Origin of the sequence: Actinokineospora sp., assembly GCF_052390155.1 — a bacterium.
GTDB lineage: Bacteria > Actinomycetota > Actinomycetes > Mycobacteriales > Pseudonocardiaceae > Actinokineospora.
Genome location: NZ_JBQTHF010000041.1, coordinates 47,411 through 73,076, shown reverse-complemented (window position 1 = coordinate 73,076; position 25,666 = coordinate 47,411). Strand labels below are relative to the sequence as shown.

Below are 25,666 nucleotides of genomic sequence, written 5' to 3'. Positions count from 1 at the left end.
TGTCGGCTATCGCCCGGCCTCCAAGCGCAGGGCCAACTGGGGGCAGAGGGTGACCGCCTTCCTGGCGTGCTTGGCCAGGTGCTCGGGAACCGGCGACGCCGAGATCACCGGATACCCCCACTCGTCCAGGCCGATGAGTTCCGGTACGAGTTCGGCGCACACGCCGTGGCCGTCGCAGCCGATCATGTCGACCTTGAGCCGCTGGTTCATCGCCATCCCTCGTTCGGGCTCGGTGGGGTGGGCAGGGGCAACATCGAGGGCCGGTGCCAGCCGGGGCAGCCGCGCCCCTCCAGGTGAGCACGGACGTCGTCGGCGAACACCCGCAGCGCGGTGGCCGCGAGCTTCACCACGCCGTCGGGGTGCCCGCAGGCGCCGCGTTTGTTCACGATGCCGAGCCGGAACCGAAGCCGTTCGAGCGCGTTGTGGTCGCGGGCCCAGGTCAGCCTGGCCAGGTCGTCGGCGATAGCGGGCAGGCCGTTGAAGCACGGGCCGCACTGGCGCGCGTTCTGCGAGGCCAGCCAGGACGCCACCCGCACGGTCTCGACCAGCCCGCACGCACCCTGCGGCAGCGCGACGACCACGCCTGCACCGGGCGAGGCGTCGGCCTGTTTGAGCGCCTCCGGGGTGAACGGCATGGCCAGCACGTCCGGCCGGACCCACGTCCCGCCGTACCCGCCGAGTAGCACCGCCTGCAGCGGCGCCGCCTGCCCGCCCGCCGCCGCGAGCACGTCCCACCCGCTCGCGCCGACCGGCAGTTCGTACACCCCGCTCGCGCGGACCGCGCCGCTGACCGAGTACAGGGCGGTGCCAGGGGCGTCGCCGGTGCCCGCGGCGCGGAACCAGTCCGGGCCGTACCGGGCGATCAGGGCCAGGTGCGCCATTGTCTCGGTGTTGGACACCAGGGTCGGCTTACCGTCCACACCGGACACATAGGTCGACACCGCGCGGGGCTTTCCCGGTCCGCCGCCGACGAAGTTGGCCAGCGCCGTCGATTCGCTGGATACGTACCAGCGCGGCGGTTCGACCACGGTCATCGGAAGTCCGCTGCCCCACCCGGCCGCCGCGCGCTCGGCGACGAGCCGCCTGAGCCCGTCGGCCAAGCCCGCGCCACGGTGTACGCACACGGTGACCTGGGTGGCCCCCACGGCGAGCGCGGCCAACTCGGCGCCGTCGAGCACCAGGTGCGGCACGGCGCGCAGCAGCAGCTTGTCCTTGCCCGCGGCGGGTTCGCTCTCGGCACCGTTGACGATCACGTGCGTGCCGCCCGCCGCGCGGCCGTTCTCCGCCACGGTGGCGAGCTTGCGGCCGGTCGGGAACCAGGCGCCACCCCGACCACGCAACCCGGCCGCGCCGACGAGTTGGATCAGGCTCGGCACCACATGCACCGGCAGCGGCCCGTTGACCTGCGCGTGCTCGGCGAGCAGCGTCGTTCGGCCGGTGGTCTGCCAGCTCGCGAGCAGCCGCGGACGTCCGTCGTAACGGGTGGTCTGGGGCGCGCTCATATCGGCCTCCGCATCGCTACCTTGCGCCAACCGGCCAGCCGGTAGCCGCCGGACACGGCCACCGCGATCACGCTCGCCGACACCACGGCGAGCACCCACAGCCTGTCGGTGCCGATCCCGATGGTGTGCGCCAGCGCGACCGGCCACGCCAGGTAGGCCAGCCAATGGACGTAGCGCCAGAGCCGGTGCGACATCCGGGTACGCAACAGGCTGGTGATGATCAGCGCCAGGATGAGGTCGAACGCGATCGCCCCCAGCCCCACCCAGAACGGCAGGTACGCCGAGATGAACGGCACCACCGCGTCGAACGGCGTGATCGGCACGAACTCGTCGGCCAGGATCGTCACCACGTGCGTGAACACCAGCACGATCGCCACCAGGGACACGCTGCGGTGCAGCGATTCGGTGACGAACCTCGGCCAGCGGGGTGAGTAGACCCGGCCTGCGGTGAGCAGCCCGAGGGCCACGGATGCGGTGAACAGCGCCAGCGAGATGAACCCACTGGCACGGGACAGGTACCAGTACGTACTGGTCGACAACAGCGGAGCCGCGATGTCCGACTGCAGCGAAGCTGTGATGGTCGAGTGCAGCGGAGCTGCGATGGTCACGCTGCCTCCTGAAGGTCGGCAGGCCACCCGGCAACGCGGATGACCGAGCAATCGGCGGCGACCAGCCGCGCGGGCACCCCGTACGCGGCCAGCCATCCGGGGGCCTTGGTGCCGAGGACGATGGCCGCCGTGGCCGCCGTGTTGGCCTCCACACACGAACGAGCAGACACCGAAACACTGCGCCACACCCGCCGCGCAGGCAGTCCCGTCGTCGGGTCGAGCACGTGGTGCAACACCTGCCCGCCGCCGCGGAGTTGCCCGCCACCAGCCGCCTGTCCGCCGTCGTAGCCGACCTGCCAGCCGGCACCACCCTGCCAGTCGTCTCCCACCTGCCAGTCGTCTCCCACCTGTCCACAACCCCCAAATCCATCCACAGAAATTCCGCCCCACTTCCCAAGCCCCCCACCACCGATAGACTGGCGCAGGGCCGACCCCCCAGTGGACGGGTGGGGGCTGTGGGTGGGGCTGGCAAAACGCGAGGCGGGGTTTGGGTTCGGGGTGGGGGCGGGCGAGGCGGGGGGTGGGCGGGGGGGGGTGGAGTGGTGCCAGGTTCGGACGGTGGTGCTGGAGGTGGCCAGGCCGCCGGAGCGTAGAGCGATCACCTGGCCGCCGATGGTGGCGGTGTGATCGTCGGTGACGCGGACTTTCCACGGGTGTCGAGGGCCTGCGATGGCAAGGTCTCCGCCCAGGTTCACCAGGACGCCGCACGATAGGGCGGTGGCTATGTGGGTGGCGGCGACGTCGGCTGCCCATGCCTTCGCGGTGGCGCCCAGGTCCAGTCGGACGCCGCGGGGCAAGGTGACCGAGCGGGTGGCGGGGTCTAGGTGGATGTTGCGCCACGAGTGGCCGGGTACGGGCTCGATGGGCGTGGAAACCGTTGCCATGTCGGCGAAAGTGCGGTCGTAGCCGATCGCGATCATGGCGTTGCCCAGGGTCGGGTCGACCAGGCCGTCGGTGGCTTCGGCCGCTGCCAGGGCCACTTCCAAAGCGGCGAACAGCAGTGGATCGATCCACTCGCCGCCGCCTTGGGTGTTCACTGTGGACAGTGCGGAGTCCGGGCGGAACCGGCTGCACGCGGTGTCCACTTCGGACAGGAACGCACGCAGCAGTGCCTCGGCGGGGGCCAGGGCGGTGGGCGCGGTGACCAGTAGGTGCGCGGTGGTACCGAACACGGGGAAGCGGACGCCGGTCATGATCCCCCCGAGGTGGTGTCCTCGTCGCCGCTGGAACTTTCCGGGCGGTCGTCGGCGGGGGCGGGGGCGTTCTTCTTCGCGGGCTTGTCCACTGTCTTGTCCGAGTAGTCGGACTTGTTGCCGGACTTCGGCGGCGGCGCGGCGAACGCGATCGTGGCCGCGAGGCCGAGCGTTCCGGCCACGCTGGCCGCCACGACGCCGGTGGTGATCTTCACGACCCGGGCCGCTGCGGCGTCCCGCGCGGCGGGGTGGAGCGGGCGAACCATAAGTCCTCCTGGTGTCGCGCCCCTGGTCAGGTGGCGTCGGCGGGCACACGTGCGTTCGGGTCGTCCGGTTCAGCGGGCAGCGGCGGAATCTCCGCCCCCGCGGGCAGACCGAGGGCGACCCGGGCCTCGCGGGCGGCGGTCAGGCCCTCGATCGCGGCTCGGCGCACCGCGGCGAACTGGACGTCGGTGGTGGCGCTGAGCAGCAGCGCGTCGGCCTCGCCGTGCTTGCCCGCGGCGGCGGGTTGGTCCGGCGGGAGGCCCGCGACCTCGCCGCCCAGCCGGGCGACGAGTGCGTGCGCCTGTTCGCGCACCGACTCCGCGCTCGCCCGGGAGCGGCGGCGCGCGAGCGCGATCCAGACACCCACGGCGAGCGCGCCAAGGCCGACCCCGCCCGCCACGAACGGCAGGACGCTCGCGGTGTCGTCGACCCCGGTGGCCTCGCCGCCATCCGGCGAGTCGGCGTACCGGTCGCCGCGGCCGGGCTGGCCCTCGCACTTCGGCGCCGCCCGCAGCGTCGTGACGAAGTCGGTCAGCGCCTTGGTGAGGTCGCTGTTCTCGTCGGAGTCGAGCACGGTCTCGTTGGCGTTGATCGCCCCCGACGCCGCCCGACCGGCCTCGCCGTCGCAGAGCACCGCTGAGCCCGCGTAGAAGTACCGGCCCGCGATCACCGCGATGGTGTTGCCCGGCAGGTCGGCGGCGAGCTTGCGGGGCAGCACGCTCACCTCGCTGACACTCGGGCCCGCGGGCAGGATCGCGATCTTGATCGGTTCGCCGCCGATGGCCTGGGTGAGTGCGGCGATGTCGAGCTGTCTGCCCGCGGCCGGGTCCAGCCACACCGCCGCCGAACGCAGGCCCAGCGCCGCGTCGTCGATCGGCGCGGCACTCGCCGCGGGGGCGGCGAGCAGCAGCACCGCCGCAGCCGCCGGGAACACGGTCGACCGAACCACGTGCACCTCCAAAGGGGTGGTTTCCGGTACTCACACGAGCGGAGCGCCGATCCGGTTCACCCGGGGTGTCGTTATTTTCGGCTCGTCCGTGACCAGCGCGAATCCTGGCCCCGGCAAGGTAGGACAGGTGGGCCTCCTCGGGTAGTGGGTGCTGTTGCTACACCGCCCGGCGGCGCGTGGTTCCCGCTCAGCGCGCGGACTCGGCGACGGCCACGGCGCGCTCGCGGTCGAAGTCGCCTTCCAACCGCAGCGTGACGCCGCGCGACTGCCAGATCAGCGTCCGCCCGGCCAGCCGCGCGTCCGCCCGGCGTTCGCTGCCGTCCGGTGTCAGCACGCGCACCTCGTGCGGCCGCGCGAGCCACAGCGCCTCCTCCCCGTGCACGGAGGTGAACTCGACCCGGTCGTACAGGGTCTTGACGAAGTACGGCGCGAGCCTGCCGCCGACCTGGTCCAGCCGCACGGTTGCGGCCTGCCCGGTCCACGTCATCGACACCACCTCCCGGTCCGCGGACACCTCCACCCCGGACGGAGCCCCGAGCACGGCGGGCACCACCACGTCGAACGCCACCAGCTCCCGCGCCCGGTCGAGGTCGACCCCGCCCGCGGCGGGCGGTGGCGGCGCCGACGCGGGCGGCACCCCGGTGGACGTGCGGACCTCGACCGCGCCGAAGCCGAGCCACTCCGCGACCGCGGCGCGCACCGGCGGGGTCAGGGCCGCGACCAGCACCAACCCGGTCAACACCGACACCAGCGCCCGCCACCGCCGGGCGAACCACCGGGCGGCCCGCCGGGGCAGGCTCGCCCTGACCGGGATCGGCTCGGCGGCGACCCTGGCCAGGACCGCCGCCGTCAGACCCGGGGGCGGGGGTGACTCGCGGAGTTCGCGGCCTAGCTCGCGCAGCTCGCGCGCCAGCGGGTCAGTCGGCATGGGTGGTCTCCGTCGACACGCCGTCGCCGAGGGTCTCGCGCAGCCGCCGCAATGCCCGGGACAGCCGAGACTTCACCGTGCCGCGCGGCCAGCCGAGCACGGTCGCGGTCTCCCGCTCGTCCAGGTCGAGCAGGTACCGGCAGGTCACCACCAGCCGATAACCCTCCGGCAGCACCCGCACCGCGGCCACCAGGTCGGCCCGCCGCTGACGGGCCAGCGCGGACAGCTCCGGGTCCTCGACCGGCTCCGGCAGGACCGCCGCCAGCTCGGTGGCACCCCGGCGCCGCGTCGACCGCTGCAGGTTCCTGGTCTCATTCGCCACGATGCGCAGCAACCACGGTCGAAACGGCGCGCCGTCGCGGAACCCGCCGAGTGCCCGGTACGCCTTCACCAGGGACTCCTGCACGACATCCTCCGCGTCTGAGCCCGCGCCGAGCACGACCGCGACGCGGTGGGCGACACCCGCGTGCCTACGCACCAGGTCCGCGTACGCGCCGGCGTCCCCGGCACGCACCCTGGCCACGGCGCCCGCGTCCGGGTCGACTGGGGTGCTGATCCACTGCTCCGATCGGATCGGTGAGGGTGTTCGGCTGTTCTACACCGCCGACACCGACCAGGTTCCCGCCCGAGCCGCTAGATTTGCCGCATGCGGGTCCTCGTCGTCGACAACTACGACAGCTTTGTCTACAACCTCGTCCAGTACCTGGCCCAACTCGGCGCCGAGTGCGAGGTCTGGCGCAACGACGCCGCCGAGCTGTCCGCGCCCGACGCGCTGCACGGGTTCGACGGGGTGCTGGTCAGCCCCGGCCCCAGCACGCCGGAACGCGCGGGCCAGAGCGTCGACGTCGTCAAGCGCTGCGCCGACGCCCGGCTACCGCTGCTCGGCGTCTGCCTCGGCCACCAGGCCATCGGCGTCGCCTGGGGGGCCACAGTCGACCGGGCGCCTGAGCTGCTGCACGGCAAGACCAGCCAGGTCCACCACACGGGCGCGGGCGTCCTCGCGGGCCTGCCCGACCCGTTCACCGCCACCCGGTACCACTCGCTGACCGTGCTCCCGGAGACCATCCCCGACGCCGACTTCGAGGTCACTGGCCGCACCGGGAGCGGCATCGTGATGGCCATGCGGCACCGCGAGCTGCCCATCGAGGGCGTGCAGTTCCACCCGGAGTCGGTCCTCACCGACGGCGGCCACCGGATGCTGGCCAACTGGATGGCGACGGCGGGCCACGCCGTCGCCGAGCGCCGCGTCGCCGAACTCGAACGCGGCATGCGCGCCCTCACCCGCGCACTCGCCTGACAACCGGGTGGTCTGTGGCTACGGCCGGGTCGGGATGGTGATCCCGCCGCCGATCAGCTTGCCCACCGCGACGTTGACGGTGCCGTTCTTGGTCAACTTCTGCCCGTTGTTGGGCTGCTGGTCGACGATCTTGCCGTCCTTCTCCTTGTCGTTGGTCGGGCGCTCGCTGACGTTCAGCGTGCCCGTCCACCCCTTGTCCCGCAGCGCCTGCTGGGCCTCGGTGGGCGTCATGCCCTCCAGGTCCGGCATCTCGATCTCGACCTGGTCGCCGGTGGACACGCTCAGCACGATCGTGGAGCCCGGCTTCAGCTTGCCGCTCTTGGGCGCCTGGTCGATCACCGTGCCGACCGGCTTGTCCGACGACACGTCCTTGCGCTGCGGCTTGAAGCCCGCGTCGGTCAGGTTCTTCGCGGCGGTGTCGTAGTCCTGGCCGATCAGGTTGGGCACCTCGGTGGCCGCGGCCTCCTTGCCGATGGTCAGCTTGACCGGCGAGCCGATGTTCACCGACTGCCCGGCGGGCGGGTCCTGCTCGACGACCTTGCCGACCTGCGCCGCGTCCTGGACCTCGACCTCCTCGACCGTGGTCGACGCCTGGAGTTGCGCGTCCTGCAGTGCCTTGACCGCCTCATCCTTGGTCTTGCCCGCCAGGTCCGGCACCGAGACCTTGCCCGGCGGCGCGCCGATACGCAGCATGACCGGGTCGCCCCGGCGCACGGCCGAGCCAGGGCCCGGGTTCGTCTCGATGACCTTGCCGATGCTGTCGGGCCCACACGGGCCCGCCTGGCCGTCGGCCGCGGGCTGGCACGCCACCGTCTCCCGCTTGACCTCCAGCCCCTTCTCGTTGAGGACCCGTGACGCCTCGGCTTCGAGCTGGTTGGTCACGTCGGGCAGCGCGAAGCTGTCGCCCGCGCCCGGCTTGTCGTCGTTGCCGCCGAGCAGCCAGAACAGCAGCCCGACCAGGCCCGCGACGAGCAGCGCGACCAGGATGATCAGCCAGGTCTTGCGCTGCCTGCGCCTGCGCTCCTCTTCCTCGTCGTAGTTGTCGTAGTCGTCATAGTCGTCGGCGAGCGCCTCGGGGCGGTGCCTGCCGCGCGTGTCCGGCTGACGTCCCGCGCTGAGCACCGCGGTGCGGTCATCGTCGGTCATCACCATCGGCGCGGCCGGGCGCTGCCCGGAGAGCACCCGCACGATGTCGGTGCGCATCTCGGCGGCCGACTGGTAGCGGTTGGGCGCGCCCTTGGACATCGCCTTGAGCACGATCGCGTCGAGCTGCGTGCTGACCCGCGGGTTCAGCGACGACGGCGGCTTCGGGTCCTCCCGCACGTGCTGGTAGGCCACCGCCACGGGCGAGTCGCCGGTGAACGGCGGCTCCCCGGTGAGCAGCTCGAACAGCACGCACCCGGTGGCGTAGACGTCGCTGCGGGCGTCGACCGGCTCACCGCGCGCCTGCTCCGGCGACAGGTACTGCGCCGTGCCGATGACCGCCGCGGTCTGCGTGACGGCGACCTGGCCGTCGGCCACCGCGCGGGCGATGCCGAAGTCCATCACCTTGACCGCGCCGGTCTTGGTGATCATCACGTTGGCGGGCTTGACGTCGCGGTGCACGATGCCGTGCCGGTGGCTGAAGTCCAGGGCCGCGCAGACGTCGGCCATGATCTCCATCGCGCGCTGGCCGGGGAGCGGGCCCTCGGTCTTGACGATGTCGCGCAGGGTCTGGCCGTCGACGAACTCCATGACGATGTAGGGCAGCGGGCCGGTTTCGAGTCTGGTCTCGCCGGTGTCGTACACGGCGACGATCGCGGGGTGGTTCAGGGCCGCGGCGTTCTGCGCCTCGCGGCGGAAGCGCTCCTGGAACTGTGGGTCGCGCGCCAGGTCCTGGCGCAGCACCTTCACCGCAACCTCGCGGGAGAGCCGGACGTCGCGGCCCCGGTGGACCTCGGACATGCCGCCGTAGCCGAGCGTTTCACCAATCTCGTAGCGGTTGGAGAGCAGTCGCGGTGTGGTCATCAGTGCGTAGTCCCGCTCCTAGTCAAGTCCTGTCCCATCATGCCTGCTATCCGCCCCCGAACCGGGCAGGTGACTCGTGTGACCCCGGCCGGGGTCGAGGGGTTCCCCCTCATCCTGTAGGCCCGTTCTGCGGCCTGCACACGATTGTGACCTCCGACCCGCGTTTCACCCGGCCGACCGGGCTCACCTGGGTCACCATGCACGTCCTCGTGTCCTGCGGTCGGACACCGGTTTCGGTGACCACGATCGGCTCCAGCCCGTCGCGCAGCAGCTCGGCCTCGACGTCCGCGGCGGGCCGCTTGACGAACCTCGTCGGCACCACGGCCACGGTGCCGTCGGCCGAACCGGTCTCGGTGGGCCTGCCGGGCTGGCCGCCCGGCTCGCTGTCGGCGGATTCGGTGGTCGGCGTGGTGGCACGCGGCGGGTCGACCTCGTCGGGGTTGTCCGACCGGAAGATCGCGGGCAGGCCGAACGCCAGGGCCGCGATCAGCGCGACGGCCAGCACGGCGATGGTGACCCATAGTCCCGTGCGCGAGCGCGGTGGGTGCGACCGCGGTGGCGCGCCTATCGGGAACACCCCCGACCCCGGCGTGCCGTGGCCGGACTGCGGCACCGGCGCCATGCCCGGGTGCGTGCCGGTGGGCGGGCCGCCGCGCTGCCTGCCCGCCATCGCGAGCCCCGAGGGCGCGGGCAGCGGATGCCCGACGCGCACCGCGGCGACCGCCGCCGCGAACTCGGCGCCGCTGCCGTAGCGCTGGCGCGGGTCCTTGACCAGGGTGGCCTCGATGACCGCGCGGGCGCCCGGCGGCACGTCCGGCGGCAGCGGCGGCGGCAGGTCGCGGATGTGCATCATCGCGACCGTCACCGCGTTCTCCGACAGGAACGGCCTGCGCCCGGTCAGGCACTCGTAGCCGACCACGGCGAGGGAGTACACATCGCTCGCGGGCTCCGCCTCGTGGCCGAGCGCCTGCTCCGGCGCGATGTAGTGGGCCGTGCCCATGACCATGCCCGACCGGGTCACCGGCGCCGCGTCGGCCGCCTTGGCGATGCCGAAGTCGGTCAGCTTCACCACGCCGGTCGGGGTGATCAGGATGTTGCCCGGCTTCACGTCGCGGTGCACGTACCCGCGCTCGTGCGCGGCCTGCAGCGCGTGCCCGGCCTGCTCCAGCAGGTCCAGCGTGCGCTCGGTGCCGATCCGGCCCTCCTTGGCCAGGATCGCGGCCAGCGGGTCGCCCTCGACCAGCTCCATCACCAGGTAGGCGGTGTCCTGCGGGCCGTCGACGATCGACGCGGTCTCGCCGTAGTCGTGCACGCTGGCGATGCCGGGGTGGTTGATCGAGGCGGTGGTGCGGGCCTCGGTGCGGAAGCGGTGCAGGAACTCGGCGTCGCCGCACAGTTCCGGCTTGAGCACCTTCACCGCGACCTTGCGGTCGAGCCGGGTGTCGGCGGCCTCCCAAACCTCGCCCATGCCGCCGACCGCGATCCGGCGCGTCAGCCGGTAGCGGTCGGCGAGGAGCTGTCCCGAGGTGAGCAAATCAGCCACCCCCGGCGAGGAACGCGTTGATCGCCGCCCGGCCGATCGAGGCGGACAGCTTGCCGCCGGTCGCGGCCACGTCCTGGCTCTCCACGACCACGGCGATCGCGATCTTCGGGTCGTCGGCGGGCGCGAACGCCACGTACCAGGCGAACGGAGGCGTGTTCTTGGGGTCGTTGCCGGTCTCCGCGGTGCCGGTCTTCGAGGCGATGGTGAGGCCGTTGGTCTTGCCGTCGCCCGCGGTCTTGGCCTCGGACTGGATCATCATGTCGCGCAACTGCTCGGCGTTGCCGCGCGACATCACCCGGCCGAGGCTGTCCTCGTCGAGCTTCGCGATCTCCGACAGGTCCGGGGCCAGCACCGACTTCACGAGCTGTGGCTTGAGCCGCTCGCCGCCATTGGCGATGGCGGCCACGATCTGCGCGTTCTGCAGCGGGGACAGCCGCACGTCGCGCTGGCCGATGCCGCTCTGGTAGAGCGCGTTGGCGTCGCTGATGGCCAGGCAGCCGTTGTCCGCGCGCGGGCCGATGCAGGACTGCGCCACGGCCATCGGGATGGTCAGGTCGCTCTCGCCGATGCCGAACTTCGCCGCCTGCGCCGCCAGCTTGTCCGCGCCGAGGTCGTGCGCGAGCTGCGCGAACGCCGTGTTGCAGGACAGCGACAGCGCCGTCTCCATGGACACCGTGTTCGGGCTGCCCGCGCAGAAGCCGCGGTTGAAGTTCCGCAGCTCGGAGTTGCCGACGACGATCTTGTCGGTGGCGGTGACCTGGTCGTCCTTGTTCTTGCCGTCCTCCAGCGCCGCCGCGGCCACCACCAGCTTGAACGTCGAGCCCGGCGCGTAGGTCTCCGCGATCGCCCGGTTCAGCATCGGCTTGCGCTTGTCGTTGTTGTACTCGGTCCACGCCTGCTGCTGCGCGGCGCCGTCGTGCGCCGAGAGCGGGTTCGGGTCGTAGGACGGGGTGCTGACCATGGCCAGGATCTCGCCGGTCTTCGGGTTCAGCGCCACGACCGAGCCCGCGAAGCCCTCCTTCTCCAGCGCCTGGTACGCGGCGGTCTGGGCGGCCGGATTCACGGTCAGCTCGATGTTGCCGCCGCGCGGGTCGCGGCCGGTGATCAGGTCGGACAGGCGGCGCACGAACAGCCGGTCGTCGGAGCCGTTGAGGATCTCGTCCTCGGCGCGCTCCAGGCCGCCCGCGCCGTAGCGCACCGAGTAGAACCCGGTGACCGGCGCGTACAGCGGGCCGTTGGTGTACTGGCGCAGGTAGCGCAGCCGGTCGTTGGTGGGCTGCACGGTGGCCAGTACCTGCACCTGGCCGTCGCCGCGGGCGAGGATCTTGCCCCGCTCGCGGGAGTACTCCTCCAGCAGGACGCGCTGGTTGCGCGGGTCCTTGCGGTAGTCGTCGGCCTTGATGATCTGGATGTAGGTGGCGTTGGCCAGCAGCAGGACGATCATGCCGAGCATGGCCAGGCCGACACGGCGCAGCGGGGTGTTCATGTCGGCCGCTCCACCATCACCGTGTGCGCCTCGGCGATCGGCGCCTGCGGGACCGGGCGGGGCCGCGATCCGGTCTGCGGCCGCCGCGCCGCGTCGGAGATCCGCAGCAGCAGGGCCACGAGTATGTAGTTCGCCAGCAGCGACGAACCGCCGTAGGACAGGAACGGCGCGGTGATGCCGGTCATCGGGATCAGCTTGGTGACCCCGCCGACGACCACGAACACCTGCATCACCAGCAGGAACGAGAGGCCGCCGCCGAGCAGTTTGCCGAAGGTGTCGCGGACCGCGAGCGCGCTGCGCATGCCGCGCAGGGCGAGGACGGTGTAGACCATCAGCAGCGCGGCCAGGCCGATGAAGCCCAACTCCTCGCCGATGGCCGCCGCGATGAAGTCGGTGTTGGCCAGGGGCACCAACTCCGGGCGGCCCGCGCCGAGGCCCGTGCCGCCGACGCCGCCCGTGCCGAGGCCGAACAGGGCCTGCGCGATCTGGTAGCCGCCGCCGATGTCGGCGTAGGTGGCCAGCGGGTCGACCCAGTTCGCCACCCGCTGCTGCACGTGGGTGAACAGCTTGAACGCGATCAGGCAGCCGCCGATGAACAGCGCCAGGCCCACGATCACCCAGATCCCGCGCTCGGTGGCGACGTAGAGCATCACCAGGATCGTGCCGAAGAACAGCAGCGAGGTGCCCAGGTCCTTCTGGAAGACCAGGACGCCGAGCGAGATCGCCCAGGCGAACAGGATCGGGCCCAGGTCGCGGGCGCGCGGCAGGTCGACGCCGAGCACGCGGCGGCCCGCGGCCATGAACAGGTCGCGTTTGGACACCAGGAACGCGGCGAAGAAGATCAGCAGCAGGATCTTCGCGAACTCACCCGGCTGCAGGGAGAACGGCCCGACTTTCAGCCAGATCTTCGCGCCGTTGATCGTCGGCGCGATGAAGCTCGGCAGGAACGCGGGCAGTGCCAGCAGGAACAGGCCGACCAGGCCGAAGGTGTAGCTGTACTTGGTCAGCATCCGATGATCCTTGATCACCACCAGCACGACCAGGAACAGCACCAGCGCGATCGCGGTCCAGAGGATCTGCTTGGGCACGTCGTTGTTGATCTCGCGGCCCGCCCGCAGCGCCTTCTCGGTCAGCGCCAGGTCGATCCGGTAGATCATCACCAGGCCGAGGCCGTTGAGCAGCGCCACACACGGCAGGATCAGCGGATCGGCGTACGGCGCCCACTTGCGCACCGCCATGTGGGCCGCGCCGAACAGCCCCAGGAACGCCACTCCGTACCAGAAGATCCGCAGCGAGAGCGTCTGCTCTTGGTTCGCCTCGACCAGCATCAACGCACCGGAGACCACGAACGCGGCGAACCCGAGCAGGAGTAACTCGGTGCCGCGACGCGTCGGCGCCGCACCGTCGGCGCCGACGCTGCTCTGCCCGGCCGCCGGACCAACCGCGCCCTGGACCGGAGTAGCCATCAGCCGCCGCCCTTGTCCTCGGTGCGCGGCTTGCGGCAGTTCACACCCGGCTCGGGCTGGATCTGGCTGGTGGCCGAGGTGGACTCGCTGGGCTGCGCCACCGTCGTCGGCGCCGTGGGCACCGACTCGGTCGGCTGCGCCGATCCGCCCGGGGGCTGCCCGGGCTGCACGCTGGTGGTCGGCGGGGTGGTCGGCGGCTGGGTGGTGATCGGTTGGCAGTCGGGCAGGCCGAACTTGACCCGCAGCTCGCGGACGAATTCCCGCGCGGCCACCAGGTTGTCGAAGGTGTTGCTGCCGCCCCGCACCTCGCCCTTGCCGAACTCCTCAAGGTCGTCGACGAAGAACCGGTCGCACGTCGCGGCGGCGGCGGGGTCGCAGGACCCCTCTAGCTGGCTGTTGAGCGAGAGCCCGAGCACGCTGCCCCGGACGCCCTGGAAGATCGCGATCTCGCCGCCGTCGCCCTCGCCGACGAAATACTGGTTGTTCACCCAGATTCGGGCCGCGACGGCACCCGCGCCCAACAGCAGCAGCACGAGCACCGCGGCGACTACCAGCCGGATCCGCTTGCGCCGCTTGACCTTGGGGTCCGGCGGCGGCGGCGCGGGCGGCTCGACGCGTGGCCGCTCGATCCGCGGCGAGGTGATCCCGGCCGCCCGTGAGGCGGGGGAGTCCGGCGGGGGCGTCTCGTCGGAGCCGTTGCCAGCGGCGCCGCCCACGATCGGGTTGTTGTCGCCGTAGTCGACGTCGACCACGTCGGCCACGATGACCGTGACGTTGTCCGGGCCGCCGCTCTTGAGCGCCAGCTCGATCATCCGGTCGGCGCACGCCTGCGGGTCCGGGATCTGGATGGCCTCACTCAGCGTCTCCTGGGTCACCGGGCCGGAGAGGCCGTCCGAGCAGAGCAGGTAGCGGTCGCCCGGCCGGGCCTCCCGCACCGTCAGGCTCGGCTCCACCTCGTGCCCGGTCAGCGCCTTGAGCAGCAGCGACCGCTGCGGGTGGGTGGCGGCCTCGTCCTCGGTGATCCGGCCCTCATCGATCAGCGACTGCACGAACGTGTCGTCGTGCGTGATCTGGGTGAACTGGCCGTTGCGCCGCAGGTAGACCCGCGAGTCGCCGACGTGGACCAGGCCGAGCCGGTTCCCCGCGAACAGGATCGCGGACAGGGTCGTGCCCATCCCGTCCAGGTCGGGGTCGCTGGCGACCAGCTCGGCGATCGCGCCGTTGCCCGCGAGAGTGGCCTCACGGAGTTGGCCCAGCAGATCCTCACCGGGCTCGTCGTCGTCGAGCGGCGCGAGCGCGGCGATGACGACCTTGCTGGCCACCTCGCCTGCGACGTGGCCACCCATGCCGTCGGCGAGGGAGAGCAGGCGGGGGCCCGCGTACACGGAGTCCTGGTTGTTGGAGCGCACCAGGCCCCGGTCGCTGCGGGCCGCGTAACGAAGAACAAGGGTCATGAGCGCAGCTCGATCACCGTCTTGCCGATGCGGATCGGGACACCTAGTGGCACCCGGAGGGGTGCGGTGACCTTAGCTCGGTCCAGATACGTGCCATTCGTCGAGCCCAGATCTTCCACGTACCAGTCCGTTCCGCGCAGCGAGATCCGTGCGTGCCGCGTCGAGGCGTAGTCGTCGTCGAGCACCAGGGTGGAGTCGTCCGCCCGGCCGATCATGATCGGCCGCCCGTCCAGCGAGATCCTCGTCCCGGACAGCGCCCCGTGGGTCACCACGAGCTGTCTGGGCGCCTTGCCCCGCGCCTTGTTCGCCGACGACCTGCGGAATCCGGGGATCGCCACGCGAAGCCCGGAAGCGGCGTAGAGGTCCGAGCGGACCACCCGCAGCGCGGCCAGCACGAACAGCCAGAGCAGGGCGAGAAACCCTGCTCTGGTCAGCTGCATCACCAACTCTGGCACTTGTTGTGACCGCTCCCGCTTCTACCCGGCATCCGACTCGAAATGAGGACTGCCCGGGTTATGCACCCTGGACAGCCCTCAGGACGTCCGGTCGACCTCGAACGTTGCTTGCCCCGACCCGACTCGCGCAACCTTGCGAGCCGCGCCGGTCCGGTCAGCCCGGCGCAGCCCACCGCACACCGGGCGAATCGCCCGCTCAGCCCTGGGTGCGGAACACCAGCGACGAGTGGCCGATGCGGACCACGTCACCGTCCGCGAGCTGCCACGTCTGCACCGGAGTGCCGTTCACCGTCGTCCCGTTCGTCGACCCCAGGTCGGCGAGCGTCGCGCTCTGACCGTCCCAGGTGATCTCCAGATGCCTGCGCGACACGCCGGTGTCCGGCAGCCGGAAGTCCGCGTCCTGACCACGGCCCACCACATTGCCGCCCTGCTTGAGGGCGTAGTTGCGGTTGGAACCGTCGTCGAGCTGCAGGCTCGCCGCGAGCTGGCGGGGCCCGGTCTGCACCGCGGGCGGAGCGTAGCCCTGCTGGCCGTACGGGTCCTGCCCGTAGCCCTGCTGGCCGTAACCCTGGTCGTAGCCGCCCTGCTGCTGGCCATAGCCCTGCTGCTGGCCGTAACCCTGGTCGTAGCCCTGCTGCTGGCCATAGCCCTGGTCATAGCCTTGCTGCTGGCCGTAACCCGGCTGCTGCTGGCCATAGCCCTGGTCGTAGCCCGGCTGCTGCTGTTGCTGGCCATAACCCTGGTCATAGCCGCCCTGCTGCTGGCCGTAACCCTGGTCGTAGCCACCACCTTGCTGCGGCTGCTGGCCGTAGCCCTGCTGACCGTAGTTGGGATCGTTGCCGTACTGGCCCTGGCCGTACCCGTACTGCTGCTGTCCGTACGGGTCGCCCTCGGGCGGCTGGCCGTAGCCGGGAGGCTGGCTCATGGATCGGTCTCCTGCGTTGCGGGGTTGTGCCTGCCGTCTGCCTGCCTGTTGGCCTGCACCGCCGACGTGAGGCTTCACGTCGGGGTCGACGGACGAGCGGGTTCGGAACTGTCCGGTGTGCAGCGCGTCGGAGCGCTCCAAGGAGACTACGACGTCACCATAGGTATCCCATCCGTGCTCGGCGAGATGTTCCGCCACACAGTCCGCGAGCAGCGCTTTCATGCGGTCTTCATCGCCCGCGAAGTTCTGGTGATCGGCCGGGCCCAGTTGCACTATGTAGTGGTTGGGCGCCAACTGCCTGCCGCCTGCCAGCTCACGGACGTTGTCCTCGCCTTCACGCTGCAACGCCTGCGCCACTTCCTGGGGCACCACGTTGCCACCGAAGACACGCGCGAAGGTGTTGCCGACGACATCCTCAAGCTTGCGGTTCAACCGCTGTCCGATACCCACGGCTCCTCCTTCCCACGCGTGCTCCTGCGCCGATCGTATCCGGGCGCGCCAGGTGGGACACGGGTATGTGCAAACCGGCTTCAATACCCGTGCTAGGCTCTCGCACGTTCCACTGAGGGACCACCACTCGGGCGAGTGGCGGAATGGCAGACGCGCACGGTTCAGGTCCGTGTGTCCGAAAGGACGTGGGGGTTCAACTCCCCCCTCGCCCACGCAAATGGACGGTGAGTGCTCGCGTAGAGCGCTCGCCGTTTTTGCGTGTCCACTCTACCCGGGGGGCCGAGCCCCCCCGGACCCCTACGGTGCGTTCTCTCGCGATCCAGCGTGGCTCGGCGCTGCGCGCCATCGGGGGGGGTGCGGGCGGGAGTGGGTGGGTGGTGGGAGTGGGTGGGGGGTGGGCAACTGTGGGTAGGGGGGTGGGGGCCGTCTGGCTTGTGGCTCACCCGGTCGGCAGCACAGTCGGGCATAAGTCTGTTTACCGGTCGTCGACCGGTCACCGATCGCATGTGGCCGTCGGTCGCATGAAGGTGTTCACACCCTCTTAATCGCCTGGCACTCCCTGGTACTCCGAACATGTACCAATCGACACCCACGATCGGCTCGCAATCTGATGCGGCAGGCGGCGGTGGAAGAGAAGGGCGGAGTTCGTGACCGGCTTCCCAGGGCGCACGGCGGTTTCGGAAAACCTCAAGGTGCTGCCTGCGCAGCTCACCCCGCCGGTCGAGCTGCCCGCCCCAGTGCGGGAGTTGGCCGCAGCGGCCGTGGCGGCACTCGGGTGGTCCGGCACCGTCCTACCCGAGATGACGCTGCTCGGCCGCCGGGTCTGCCTCGTCGCCGACCTCAAGGCAGACGTGCACGCCGAGCGGATCTGCCTTGGCCAAGACCCCGTCACCGACCGCGCGAGCGTCGCGACATGGGCGTGGCCCGAACTGTCCGGCAGGGTGCCGGAGCCCGCGGCGCGCATCGTCGGCGCCATCGCCGTCGCGCGGCACTGGCGTACCGGGCTGGCCAACGCCGTGCCATTCCTGCGCTACGGCGACGCCGCGATGGTGCTGCCCACCTCCGCCGTACTGACCCACGACTACCTGGCCAACTGCCTGCCCCGCGCCCGCGCCTACGGCGTGGCCGTCGTCAGCGCCGACGTGGACGCCCAGGTCGACCTCGACCTGCCCGGCAGGCCCGACCGCGCCTACCCCGAGGTCGACGCCCTCTACCGCTGGGTCAGCGAACTCGCCTACGACCAGATCCTCGAAACGGCCGTGGGAGCCTGACGCGGGGATGCGACTCGTCATCGCGGGCGGTCACGGCAAGATCGCGCTGCTGCTGACCAGGCTCGCCGCCGACCGCGGCGACACGGTCGTCGGCCTGGTGCGCAACCCGGACCACGTCGAAGATGTGCGCGCCCACGGCGGCGACGCCGCGCTCCTCGACTTCGAAGAGGCCACTGTGGACGAAGTCGCCGCCGCGGTGAGTGGCGCCGATGTCGTGGTGTTCGCCGCGGGTGCCGGGCCCGGCAGCAGCGTCGCCCGCAAAGACACCGTCGACCGCGCGGCGTCCGCACTGCTCGCCGACGCCGCCCGCACGGTCGGCGTGCTGCGCTTCCTGCAGATCAGCGCCATGGGCCTCGACCGCGCCGACGACCCGGACATGGACGAGACCTTCGCCGCGTACCTGCGGGCCAAGGACGCCGCCGAGCGCGACCTGCGCGACCGCGATCTCGATTGGACAATCCTGCGCCCCGGCAGGTTGACCGACGACCTGCCGACCGGACGCGTGCGGCTCGCCGCGTCCCTCGACCGCGGGTCGGTCAGCCGCGCCGACGTGGCCGCCGTGCTGCTGGCGCTCGCCGACGATCCGCGCACCGCGGGGCTCACGCTGGACCTGGTCGACGGTGAAACCCTTGTCGCGCAAGCGGTTCAGGCGGTGGCGGAGCCGAGCACCCGGTCCAGATAGGGATTGCCGAACCGGCCCTCGGGGTCCACTTCGGACCGCACCCGGCGGAAGTCGTCGAAGCGCGGGTAGCGCGCCCGCAACGCCGTCGCGTCGAGGTTGTGCACCTTGCCCCAGTGCGGCCGCCCGCCGACCGCGGCCACCACCGACTCGAACAGGTCGACATACGCGCGGTAGGGCATCCCCGCGTACTGGTGGATCGCCAGGTACGCCGACTCCCGCCCGTACGCCGTCGACAGCCAGATGTCGTCGCGCGCCGCCACCCGCACCTCGACCGGGAACATCACCGGGTCGGCCAGCGCGGGCACCCGCACCCGCAGCTCGGCAAGCACCTCGCCCACCGCCTCCCGCGGAATCGCGTACTCGCACTCGACGAACCGGACTCGGCGCTTGGTCGCGAAAACCTTGTGCGAGACATCGCTGTACGAGCGGCCCGAGATCAACGACCCGGACATCTTGTTCAACGGCCGCACCAGTTTCGGCACCCGGCGGCCCACCCGGCAGAGCGCGCCGAACGCGGCGTTCTCGACCACCTCGTACTCGAAGAACTCGCGTGCCCGGCTCATCGGCCGCGGCGGCGTGCCCGCGGGCAGCCGGTTGTTCCGCTTCACGAGAGCCTGCTGCCCGTAGGGAAACCAGAAGAACTCGAAGTGGTCGTTCGCCGCGCAGTACTCGTCGAGCCGGGCCACCACCTCGTCCAGCGGCTCGGGCCGCTCCTCGGCGGCCAGCACGAACGACGGCTCGGTGCGCAGGGTCACCGCGCTGATCACGCCGAGGGCACCGAGGCCGACCCGCGCGGCGGCGAACAGGTCCGGCCGCGCACTGTCTGAACAGGACACGACGGATCCGTCCGCCAGCACCAGTTCCAGGCCGACGACCTGCGTCGCGATCCCGCCGAGGCGCGCGCCCGTGCCGTGCGTGCCGGTGGAGATCGCCCCGGAGATCGTCTGCGTGTCGATGTCGCCGAGGTTGCTCATGGCGAGGCCGAGCCGGTCGAGGTCGGCGTTGAGGGTGGCCAGCGTCGTGCCCGCGCGGACGGTGACCTCGCCGGTGTCCAGGTCGGCCGACGCGATCCCGGTCCAGCGGGCCAGGTCGAGTGCGAGGCCGTGCGCGGCGGCGATCCCGTTGAACGAGTGCCCGCTGCCCCGGGTGCGCACGGTTGTGCCGTGCTCGGCCGCCCAGGTGACCGCCTTGCTGATCTCCGTGACATCGCGCGGCTGCCGGACCTCGGCGGCCACCGCGGACTCGGTGCCCGCCCAGTTGCGCCAGGCTGCGTGCGGAGCGGCGGGCGTGCGGGTCATGACTGGCCTCCCGGCGAGACTATCGGGACATCGAAAACGTTAAGTGAATCAACTTCACATTTCAAGGCGCGGTGTCGTACCGTTGAATTGTGCAACTGACGCTCCTGCGCACCCGGCTCGACGCCGCCACCAAACACCTCGACCCGCCGGTGGCGGTGGTCGACCTGGCCGCGTTCGACCACAACGCCGCAGACCTCGTCCGGCGGGCGGCGGGCAGGCCCATCCGGGTCGCCAGCAAGTCGGTTCGCTGCCGGTACCTGCTGGAGCGGGCGCTGCGCACGCCGGGGTTCACCGGCGTGCTGAGCTACGCGCTGCCCGAGGCGCTGTGGCTGACCAGAGCGTGGGCGGACACCGACCTCGCCGACACCGACATCCTCGTCGCATACCCGACCGTCGACCACGCCGCGCTGCGTGAGTTGGCCGCTGACGAACACGCCCGCCGCACGGTGTCGATCGTGATCGACTCGGGCGCCCACCTCGACCTCGTCGACGCGGCGCTCGGCGCCGACCACCCGCCGATTCGGGTCTGCCTCGAACTCGACGTGTCCTGGCGGCCGCTGTTCGGCGACCGCAAGGTGCACGTCGGCACCCACCGCTCGCCCGTGTTCACCTCGGAGCAGGCTCGGGAGCTGGCGAAGGCCGTGCTGGTCCGGCCGGGATTCGACCTGGTCGGCGTCATGGGCTACGAGGGTCAGATCGCCGGTCTCGGCGACGACCCGGTGGGCTACCCGCTGCTCGGCCTGCTGCGCCGCTGGATGCAGCGCCGCTCGGCGCGCGAGCTGGTCCGCAGGCGCGGCGAGGTCGTGCGCGCGGTGACGGCTGTGCGGCAGCTCGAATTCGTCAACGGCGGCGGCACCGGCAGCATCGAGGTCACCCGCGCCGACCCCTCGGTCACCGAGATCGCGGCGGGCTCGGGTCTGATCGGTCCGACGCTGTTCGACAACTACCGCAGCTTCACCCCGCAGCCCGCCGTGCTCTACGCCGTGCCGGTGGTGCGCAGGCCCGGCCCGGGCGTCGCGACGCTGCTCGGCGGCGGCTACCTGGCGTCCGGCCCGGCGAACGGCGCGCGGTTGCCCCGGCCGTACCTGCCCGAGGGGCTCAAGCTCCTGGCCACGGAGGGCGCGGGCGAGGTGCAGACGCCGGTGAGCGGCGCGGCGGCGGACACGCTGCGGGTCGGGGACCGGGTGTGGCTGCGGCACGCCAAGGCCGGGGAGCTGGCCGAGCGCTTCGCCGAGTACCACGTGATCGAGGGCGACCGCGTGGCCCGCGCCGTGCCCACCTACCGCGGCGAGGGCCACAGCTTCGGCTAGCGCGACGACCCCATCTTGCCGGACAGGTACCCGCGCACGACCGTCTTGGCCTCCGCGATGACCGTCTCCTCGGGGAACAGCCCGCGGCGGAACGCCAGGTTGAGGATGCCGTCGGCGATCTCGTTGGCGACCGCCACCGGCAGCCGGATCTCGTCGAAGGGGATCTGGAACCGCTCGGCGAGGAACACGGCCATGCCGTCGGCGATGACGGTGTTGTTGTCGCGGTCCTCATCGATGAGCCGCAGGTCCACCACGTCGCCGAAGCGGATGCGCCGGAAGCCCGGCACCTCGCGGTACATCCGCACGTAGATGTCGAAGACGACGTCCGCGCCGTCCCACCAGTGCTCCAGGTGGGCCTCGTCGAGCTTGCGGCCGATCTCGGCCATGAAGAAGTCGAGGTTGCGCTGCGTCAACGCCTGCACGACGGCTCGCTTATCGGGGAAGAACTGGTAGAGCGACCCCACCGCGACCCCGGCCCGCTCAGCGATCAGCGTGGTGGTGACCCCGTCGTAGCCCAGCTCGTCGACTAACTGCGCACAGGCTTCGAGCATCTTCTGCACGCGCTTGGCGCTGCGCTGCTGTACGGGCTGTCGGCGGAGTGGGGTTGGGCTGGCCACTGCGTCTCCTCCTGGTCGCTGACGTCCATCCTGCCCGTTCAACGACTGAGGCAGAGCCCCGAAATGCTCGCACAGTACTTTCTGGAACAACTTTCACAAACTACCCACGAGTAGCCGCCCCAACACATGGAACCGCGGACCGGTGCTGGTCGGGGGAGGTACAACAACACCGGCCCGCGGAGCTTATGGGCCACTTCCGTGGCGGGTCCGCGAACATGAAACACCTAGGCGACTGGCGGCCGGTTCATCCGTTCGGGGGGAGAGATGAACCGGACCACCAGTCAGTCGGCGTCCGGGCCTCCGCGTGCGTCCGGGGGAACGGCGGAGTCCCGAGCGCCTGTCAGCGGGCGCCCGCAGCGATTCGACGGACCGGGCTAACCGGGTTCCCGTCGAGCGCGTGGCGCGCCGTCGTCGGTTGTGGTGCCAGGCCACCGGCCACCAGGTGCTCGTAGGCCGCGCGCCAGACCGAGCACGGGGCCTTCTGCTGACGCCACCGCGACGAGCAGACCGGGCAGTTGCCCCGGTCGTCAGGCTCGTGCGCGGACAGCATCGACCGCCAGCCTTCGGTCAGGCGGGGCAGTTCCGACCGCGCGACGGACAGCAGCGACGGCGCATCAGCACGGTTGGCCAGCTCGGAGAGCATGTCGAGGCGCTCCCATACGGCGCTGCGCAGGACTTGACCGAGTATCTCGTCCACCTCAACGTCACCGTCACCTTTCCGCCTGTTCGGCGGCTTCTCTCAGTGCGATCCGCAACTGGCCCAGTTGGCCCGCTGTCAGCACCGCGGTCTCGCCGGGCGGTCCGACGAGGACCACCTTGTCCTTTTCCACGAGCACCGTGAGGCACCGGTCGCGATTGATCACGTCGCCGCAACTGACCCGCCAGACTCGGCGGCCACCCACGGAACCGTGGAGCTCGTCGCGCAGCAGATGGGCGTGCTCCTCGCGGCGGTTGGGCGCGCTGGCGCCCGGTGTCGGTGCCGACCGGAGCAGTTCCACGGCTGTCGTTTCCCTCCGTGCTCGTACGCTTACAACGAACTACATTGATCCTCGTTGAACGAGATTGGAGCGTCATAGCGCCGATCGGCGGCCGTCCTACGTTAAGCGGTCGACGAACTTCGGTCGGGCCGATCAGGTTCGCCGATCCGCACTTCTCGCGGCTTGTGAAGTGCGCTTACTCTGCGTTTGACGCCCAGCGGACTGTGAGGGGGCGGAATGAACTCACTCGGATCTTCGGGTTCTCCCATCAAGTCGGACACGTGGGAGGAGACCGAGATGCGGGCCGCGCTTGCCGCGCGGGAGGTCAGTTCCGTGTATCGGCTGCTTCGTCGCACTGGTGTCTCACAACGCCAGATAGCGGCGATGACAGGCCAATCGCAGTCCGAGGTGTCGGAGATCCTCAAGGGTCGTCAGGTGATGGCCTACGACGTGCTCGCGCGGATCGCCGACGGACTGGGTGTCCCAAGGGGATACATGGGCCTCGCCTACGACGAAGTCACGGCGATACGTGTCGCGATAACGCGCGAGGCCTCGCAGCCTGAGGAGAGCGAAGAGGTGAAGCGTCGGGAGTTCCTGGCACACGCGGCCGCCGTCACGGTGGGCGCGAACGTGCTGGGCACCAGCTCCGGGTCGTGGGTCGCGAGCCCCGTCCAGACCCCCGCGCCCGGGCGGATCGGGATGACCGACGTGCGCCAGGTGGAAGCCGCCACCAGAGCGCTGCGGTCGCTGGATTACCAGTACGGCGGTGGTTTCTGCCGCGACGCGGTCGTGGCGCAACTGTCCTGGGGTCAGCAGATGCTCGGGGCCTCCGGCCCTGACCACGTGAAACAGCGGCTGCACGTAGCGTTGGCGGACCTGCACAACCTGGCGGGCTGGACGTCGTTCGACATCGGACTGACCGACTCCGCCCGCAACCACTTCGGCAAGGCGCTGGAGCTGGCCAAGGCGGGCAAGAGCGAGCCGCTGGTGGCGAACATCCTGTACCGCATGGGCCGGGTCTACCTGCACAAGGAGTCCCCGGACGACGCGCTGAAGATGTTCCAGCTCGGCCAGATCGCCGCCCAGGAGTCCGGTTCGGAGCTCGCCGTCGCGGTGATCTGCGCGAACCAGGCGTGGGCGTACGCGCTGATGGGCCACAAGGAACAGACGATGAAGCTCATCGGCCGCACCCGCGACGAGTTCGCCAGGGCCAACACCGATGAGGCCGAGGACTGGGTCAAGTTCTTCAACGAGACCGACGTGTACGCCATGATCGGCACCGTGCACACGGTGCTGGCGCAGACCGTCGACCCGACCCACACGAAGTTCGCGATCCCGGCGCTGTCCAAGGCGATCGACTCCTACGGCGACGAGATGACCAGGAGCAAGGCGTTCAACCTGGGTGCCCTGGCCACGAACCACCTGCTCGAAGGCGACATCGACCACGGTGCGCGGATCGGGCGGGGTGCGGTCGAGTTGGCCGAGAGCCTCAAGTCCAGCCGGGTCAAGGACAGGCTCAAGCCGCTGCTGCTCGAAGCGAACAAGCGCCGCAACAACGCCGATGCGCGCGATCTCGCCGACCAGATCACCAATCTCAACGTGGCTTGACCGGCCACGGTGCCCACCGACGGCCTGTTCACCAGGGACAAGCTGCGCTCGGCGCTGGCCGCCGTGTGTGCCGAGATGGACCTTGACCCGCACGGCGCGCGGCTGCTCCGGTTCACCAACAACGCGGTCTACCAGCTCGCGTCCGCGCCGCTCGTGGTGCGGATCGTGGGCTCGCGCGCGCTGCGGCACCGGGTGCGCAAGGTGGTCCAGGTGGCCACCTGGTTCGCCGAGCACGACGTGCCCGCCGTACGCCTGGCCGCGGGGATCAGCCAGCCGGTGCTGGTCGGCGACTACGCGGCCACCGTCTGGGACGCCGTGCCGCCGTTCGACCGCAGGCCCCGCCCCGCCGATCTGGCCCGCCTGCTGCGCATCGTCCACCCGCTGTCCCCGCCGCTCGACGGGCTGCCCGAGTGGGACCCGCTCGACGACGTGCGGCGTCGGATCGGCGAGGCCGAGGGGCTCGACGGCGACGAGTTGTCGTTCCTGCGCGACCGCTGTGACCAGGTCGCCGAGCAGTTGGCGCGGCTCGACTACGTGCTGGCGCCCGGTTTCGTGCACGGCGACGCGCACCTGGGCAACCTCATCCCGGCGCCCGACGGCCCGCTGCTGTGCGACTTCGACTCAAGCTGCGTCGGCCCGCCGGAATGGGATCTGACGCCGCTCGCCGTCGGTGTGCGTAGATTCGGCGAACCGGCCGCGCTGTACGCCGAACTGGTCGAGGGCTACGGCTTCGATGTCACCCGATGGGCTGGGTTTCCGGTGCTGCGCGAGGTCCGCGAACTCAAACTGATCACCAGCGTGCTGCCGATCATGAACAGCAGCCCGGAAGTGCGGCCTGAGCTGCTCAGACGCCTCCGCGACTTCCGCTCCGGCGACGACGACGCCCAGTGGTCCCGCTATACCTGAGGCCGGTCTTTCAGCCTATTGGCGGTGTTCTCGGGGGTAACGGTGTGCGCACTGTGAACGAAGCACTGGCAACAGGGTGGTGGGCGTCTTTTTCCACCGCCCGCTCTACTCTCGGTGGTCGGGGGTTCGGTGATCGGTTTGTTGGTGGGCAGGCGGGCCCGACGTGCCCTCGCGGCCGCCCACGTGCTCGACGAGGTGGTCGCGAGCCATCTCGCGCTGGTCAGCCGCCTGCCCGAGGCCAGCCGCAGGCGCGGCGCCGACTATCTGGCCGAGTTGGTGCTGCTCGCGCAGGCGTATCGGCACTACGCGCAGGGTTGGATCGGCAAGCGCGAACTGGAGCGCCGGGGCAGGTTTGCCACCGGCCAGCTCGCCGAACTGCGTCGGATGCGGCCCTCCGCGGCGCATCTCACCGAACAGGACTGACCACTCGCCGTTGCGTCCATTCCGGGTTCCCGGTCCGCCGAAGGCTT

26 protein-coding genes, 1 tRNA gene and 1 pseudogene are annotated in these 25,666 nt (G+C 70.9%); 8 read left to right on the top strand and 20 right to left on the bottom strand.

The window, feature by feature from the left end; translation table 11 throughout:
- Positions 1–6: 6 nt before the first annotated feature.
- The 8 genes from ACT4N7_RS15515 to ACT4N7_RS15480 all read right to left on the bottom strand — a co-directional run bounded on the left by ACT4N7_RS15515 (position 7) and on the right by ACT4N7_RS15480 (position 5,958).
- Entirely contained in the window at positions 7–210 is a 204-nt protein-coding gene (locus tag ACT4N7_RS15515) for a ferredoxin (RefSeq protein WP_444829424.1), read from the bottom strand.
- Positions 207–1,502, bottom strand: a complete 1,296-nt coding sequence (locus tag ACT4N7_RS15510) for an NADH-ubiquinone oxidoreductase-F iron-sulfur binding region domain-containing protein (protein ID WP_444829423.1) — start codon at positions 1,500–1,502, stop codon at positions 207–209. The genes ACT4N7_RS15515 and ACT4N7_RS15510 overlap by 4 nt, the downstream gene beginning before the upstream one ends.
- Positions 1,499–2,110, bottom strand: coding sequence for a ferric reductase-like transmembrane domain-containing protein (locus ACT4N7_RS15505; RefSeq protein ID WP_444829422.1), 612 nt, complete (start codon positions 2,108–2,110; stop codon positions 1,499–1,501). The genes ACT4N7_RS15510 and ACT4N7_RS15505 overlap by 4 nt, the downstream gene beginning before the upstream one ends.
- Positions 2,107–3,303 carry an FAD:protein FMN transferase gene (locus tag ACT4N7_RS15500; RefSeq protein WP_444829421.1) on the bottom strand — a complete coding sequence of 399 codons (1,197 nt, stop codon included), beginning with the start codon at positions 3,301–3,303 and terminating at the stop codon, positions 2,107–2,109. The genes ACT4N7_RS15505 and ACT4N7_RS15500 overlap by 4 nt, the downstream gene beginning before the upstream one ends.
- Positions 3,300–3,569: a hypothetical protein gene (locus ACT4N7_RS15495; RefSeq protein ID WP_444829420.1), complete on the bottom strand. Its 270-nt coding sequence runs from the start codon at positions 3,567–3,569 to the stop codon at positions 3,300–3,302. Before ACT4N7_RS15495 ends, ACT4N7_RS15500 begins: the two co-directional genes overlap by 4 nt.
- A 26-nt stretch (positions 3,570–3,595) precedes the next feature.
- A complete protein-coding gene (locus tag ACT4N7_RS15490) occupies positions 3,596–4,516 on the bottom strand; it encodes a hypothetical protein (RefSeq protein WP_444829419.1) in 921 nt (306 codons plus the stop codon).
- A 187-nt stretch (positions 4,517–4,703) separates the two neighbouring features.
- On the bottom strand, positions 4,704–5,444 hold the full coding sequence (locus ACT4N7_RS15485; protein ID WP_444829418.1) for a hypothetical protein: 741 nt from the start codon (positions 5,442–5,444) through the stop codon (positions 4,704–4,706).
- On the bottom strand, positions 5,434–5,958 hold the full coding sequence (locus tag ACT4N7_RS15480) for an RNA polymerase sigma factor (RefSeq protein WP_444829417.1): 525 nt from the start codon (positions 5,956–5,958) through the stop codon (positions 5,434–5,436). Before ACT4N7_RS15480 ends, ACT4N7_RS15485 begins: the two co-directional genes overlap by 11 nt.
- Before the next feature lie 132 nt (positions 5,959–6,090).
- Here ACT4N7_RS15480 and ACT4N7_RS15475 point away from each other — a divergent pair, with 132 nt between their 5' ends.
- Positions 6,091–6,741: an aminodeoxychorismate/anthranilate synthase component II gene (locus tag ACT4N7_RS15475; RefSeq protein WP_444829416.1), complete on the top strand. Its 651-nt coding sequence runs from the start codon at positions 6,091–6,093 to the stop codon at positions 6,739–6,741.
- A gap of 18 nt (positions 6,742–6,759) precedes the next feature.
- On the opposite strand, the gene pknB is transcribed toward ACT4N7_RS15475, so the two are convergent.
- From pknB to ACT4N7_RS15435, 8 genes and pseudogenes are all read right to left on the bottom strand, one after another.
- Positions 6,760–8,748: a Stk1 family PASTA domain-containing Ser/Thr kinase gene (pknB, locus tag ACT4N7_RS15470; protein ID WP_444829415.1), complete on the bottom strand. Its 1,989-nt coding sequence runs from the start codon at positions 8,746–8,748 to the stop codon at positions 6,760–6,762.
- 109 nt (positions 8,749–8,857) lie between these two features.
- Positions 8,858–10,282 carry a serine/threonine-protein kinase gene (locus tag ACT4N7_RS15465; protein WP_444829456.1) on the bottom strand — a complete coding sequence of 475 codons (1,425 nt, stop codon included), beginning with the start codon at positions 10,280–10,282 and terminating at the stop codon, positions 8,858–8,860.
- Between the two features lies 1 nt (position 10,283).
- Positions 10,284–11,777, bottom strand: a complete 1,494-nt coding sequence (locus ACT4N7_RS15460) for a peptidoglycan D,D-transpeptidase FtsI family protein (protein WP_444829414.1) — start codon at positions 11,775–11,777, stop codon at positions 10,284–10,286.
- Entirely contained in the window at positions 11,774–13,243 is a 1,470-nt protein-coding gene (locus ACT4N7_RS15455; protein ID WP_444829413.1) for an FtsW/RodA/SpoVE family cell cycle protein, read from the bottom strand. Before ACT4N7_RS15455 ends, ACT4N7_RS15460 begins: the two co-directional genes overlap by 4 nt.
- A complete protein-coding gene (locus ACT4N7_RS15450; protein ID WP_444829412.1) occupies positions 13,243–14,697 on the bottom strand; it encodes a PP2C family protein-serine/threonine phosphatase in 1,455 nt (484 codons plus the stop codon). The genes ACT4N7_RS15455 and ACT4N7_RS15450 overlap by 1 nt, the downstream gene beginning before the upstream one ends.
- Complete coding sequence (locus ACT4N7_RS15445; RefSeq protein ID WP_444829411.1) at positions 14,694–15,152, bottom strand: FHA domain-containing protein FhaB/FipA; 459 nt, start codon at positions 15,150–15,152, stop codon at positions 14,694–14,696. The genes ACT4N7_RS15450 and ACT4N7_RS15445 overlap by 4 nt, the downstream gene beginning before the upstream one ends.
- A 196-nt stretch (positions 15,153–15,348) precedes the next feature.
- Positions 15,349–16,077, bottom strand: a complete 729-nt coding sequence (locus ACT4N7_RS15440; protein ID WP_444829455.1) for an FHA domain-containing protein — start codon at positions 16,075–16,077, stop codon at positions 15,349–15,351.
- A 156-nt stretch (positions 16,078–16,233) separates the two neighbouring features.
- Positions 16,234–16,527 (bottom strand): annotated as a pseudogene (locus ACT4N7_RS15435) (DUF3662 domain-containing protein); the annotation flags it as partial.
- A 129-nt stretch (positions 16,528–16,656) separates the two neighbouring features.
- On the opposite strand from ACT4N7_RS15435, the gene ACT4N7_RS15430 reads away from it, so the two are divergent.
- From ACT4N7_RS15430 to ACT4N7_RS15420, 3 genes are all read left to right on the top strand, one after another.
- Positions 16,657–16,739, top strand: a tRNA-Leu gene (locus ACT4N7_RS15430).
- A gap of 435 nt (positions 16,740–17,174) precedes the next feature.
- Entirely contained in the window at positions 17,175–17,798 is a 624-nt protein-coding gene (locus ACT4N7_RS15425) for a hypothetical protein (protein ID WP_444829410.1), read from the top strand.
- A 7-nt stretch (positions 17,799–17,805) separates the two neighbouring features.
- The gene (locus ACT4N7_RS15420; RefSeq protein ID WP_444829409.1) at positions 17,806–18,480 is read left to right on the top strand and encodes an SDR family oxidoreductase; all 675 of its coding nucleotides are present in this window, start codon (positions 17,806–17,808) and stop codon (positions 18,478–18,480) included.
- Here ACT4N7_RS15420 and ACT4N7_RS15415 read toward each other — a convergent pair.
- Positions 18,444–19,778 carry a D-arabinono-1,4-lactone oxidase gene (locus tag ACT4N7_RS15415; protein ID WP_444829408.1) on the bottom strand — a complete coding sequence of 445 codons (1,335 nt, stop codon included), beginning with the start codon at positions 19,776–19,778 and terminating at the stop codon, positions 18,444–18,446. The genes ACT4N7_RS15420 and ACT4N7_RS15415 overlap by 37 nt on opposite strands.
- 95 nt (positions 19,779–19,873) lie before the next feature.
- Here ACT4N7_RS15415 and ACT4N7_RS15410 point away from each other — a divergent pair, with 95 nt between their 5' ends.
- On the top strand, positions 19,874–21,088 hold the full coding sequence (locus ACT4N7_RS15410; RefSeq protein WP_444829454.1) for an amino acid deaminase/aldolase: 1,215 nt from the start codon (positions 19,874–19,876) through the stop codon (positions 21,086–21,088).
- Here ACT4N7_RS15410 and ACT4N7_RS15405 read toward each other — a convergent pair.
- The 3 genes from ACT4N7_RS15405 to ACT4N7_RS15395 all read right to left on the bottom strand — a co-directional run bounded on the left by ACT4N7_RS15405 (position 21,085) and on the right by ACT4N7_RS15395 (position 22,703).
- Positions 21,085–21,705: a TetR/AcrR family transcriptional regulator gene (locus tag ACT4N7_RS15405; protein WP_444829407.1), complete on the bottom strand. Its 621-nt coding sequence runs from the start codon at positions 21,703–21,705 to the stop codon at positions 21,085–21,087. The genes ACT4N7_RS15410 and ACT4N7_RS15405 overlap by 4 nt on opposite strands.
- Before the next feature lie 340 nt (positions 21,706–22,045).
- Entirely contained in the window at positions 22,046–22,402 is a 357-nt protein-coding gene (locus ACT4N7_RS15400; RefSeq protein ID WP_444829406.1) for a hypothetical protein, read from the bottom strand.
- 13 nt (positions 22,403–22,415) lie between these two features.
- Positions 22,416–22,703 carry a hypothetical protein gene (locus ACT4N7_RS15395; protein WP_444829405.1) on the bottom strand — a complete coding sequence of 96 codons (288 nt, stop codon included), beginning with the start codon at positions 22,701–22,703 and terminating at the stop codon, positions 22,416–22,418.
- A gap of 216 nt (positions 22,704–22,919) precedes the next feature.
- Here ACT4N7_RS15395 and ACT4N7_RS15390 point away from each other — a divergent pair, with 216 nt between their 5' ends.
- The 3 genes from ACT4N7_RS15390 (at position 22,920) to ACT4N7_RS15380 (ending at position 25,619) form a co-directional block, all read left to right on the top strand.
- Positions 22,920–24,290 carry a helix-turn-helix domain-containing protein gene (locus tag ACT4N7_RS15390; protein WP_444829404.1) on the top strand — a complete coding sequence of 457 codons (1,371 nt, stop codon included), beginning with the start codon at positions 22,920–22,922 and terminating at the stop codon, positions 24,288–24,290.
- 75 nt (positions 24,291–24,365) lie between these two features.
- Positions 24,366–25,196, top strand: coding sequence for an aminoglycoside phosphotransferase family protein (locus tag ACT4N7_RS15385; protein WP_444829453.1), 831 nt, complete (start codon positions 24,366–24,368; stop codon positions 25,194–25,196).
- A 129-nt stretch (positions 25,197–25,325) separates the two neighbouring features.
- On the top strand, positions 25,326–25,619 hold the full coding sequence (locus ACT4N7_RS15380) for a hypothetical protein (RefSeq protein WP_444829403.1): 294 nt from the start codon (positions 25,326–25,328) through the stop codon (positions 25,617–25,619).
- The last annotated feature ends 47 nt before the right edge of the window (positions 25,620–25,666 follow it).

Bases quoted from the DNA above. Each gene is read 5' to 3' on its own strand.
- ACT4N7_RS15515 (WP_444829424.1), bottom strand. From the start codon at position 210: ATGAACCAGCGGCTCAAGGTCGACATGATCGGCTGCGACGGCCACGGC.
- ACT4N7_RS15510 (WP_444829423.1), bottom strand. From the start codon at position 1,502: ATGAGCGCGCCCCAGACCACCCGTTACGACGGACGTCCGCGGCTGCTC.
- ACT4N7_RS15500 (WP_444829421.1), bottom strand. From the start codon at position 3,303: ATGACCGGCGTCCGCTTCCCCGTGTTCGGTACCACCGCGCACCTACTG.
- ACT4N7_RS15495 (WP_444829420.1), bottom strand. From the start codon at position 3,569: ATGGTTCGCCCGCTCCACCCCGCCGCGCGGGACGCCGCAGCGGCCCGG.
- ACT4N7_RS15485 (WP_444829418.1), bottom strand. From the start codon at position 5,444: ATGCCGACTGACCCGCTGGCGCGCGAGCTGCGCGAGCTAGGCCGCGAA.
- ACT4N7_RS15475 (WP_444829416.1), top strand. From the start codon at position 6,091: ATGCGGGTCCTCGTCGTCGACAACTACGACAGCTTTGTCTACAACCTC.
- pknB (WP_444829415.1), bottom strand. From the start codon at position 8,748: ATGACCACACCGCGACTGCTCTCCAACCGCTACGAGATTGGTGAAACG.
- ACT4N7_RS15460 (WP_444829414.1), bottom strand. From the start codon at position 11,777: ATGAACACCCCGCTGCGCCGTGTCGGCCTGGCCATGCTCGGCATGATC.
- ACT4N7_RS15455 (WP_444829413.1), bottom strand. From the start codon at position 13,243: ATGGCTACTCCGGTCCAGGGCGCGGTTGGTCCGGCGGCCGGGCAGAGC.
- ACT4N7_RS15450 (WP_444829412.1), bottom strand. From the start codon at position 14,697: ATGACCCTTGTTCTTCGTTACGCGGCCCGCAGCGACCGGGGCCTGGTG.
- ACT4N7_RS15440 (WP_444829455.1), bottom strand. From the start codon at position 16,077: ATGAGCCAGCCTCCCGGCTACGGCCAGCCGCCCGAGGGCGACCCGTAC.
- ACT4N7_RS15420 (WP_444829409.1), top strand. From the start codon at position 17,806: ATGCGACTCGTCATCGCGGGCGGTCACGGCAAGATCGCGCTGCTGCTG.
- ACT4N7_RS15415 (WP_444829408.1), bottom strand. From the start codon at position 19,778: ATGACCCGCACGCCCGCCGCTCCGCACGCAGCCTGGCGCAACTGGGCG.
- ACT4N7_RS15390 (WP_444829404.1), top strand. From the start codon at position 22,920: ATGAACTCACTCGGATCTTCGGGTTCTCCCATCAAGTCGGACACGTGG.
- ACT4N7_RS15385 (WP_444829453.1), top strand. From the start codon at position 24,366: ATGGACCTTGACCCGCACGGCGCGCGGCTGCTCCGGTTCACCAACAAC.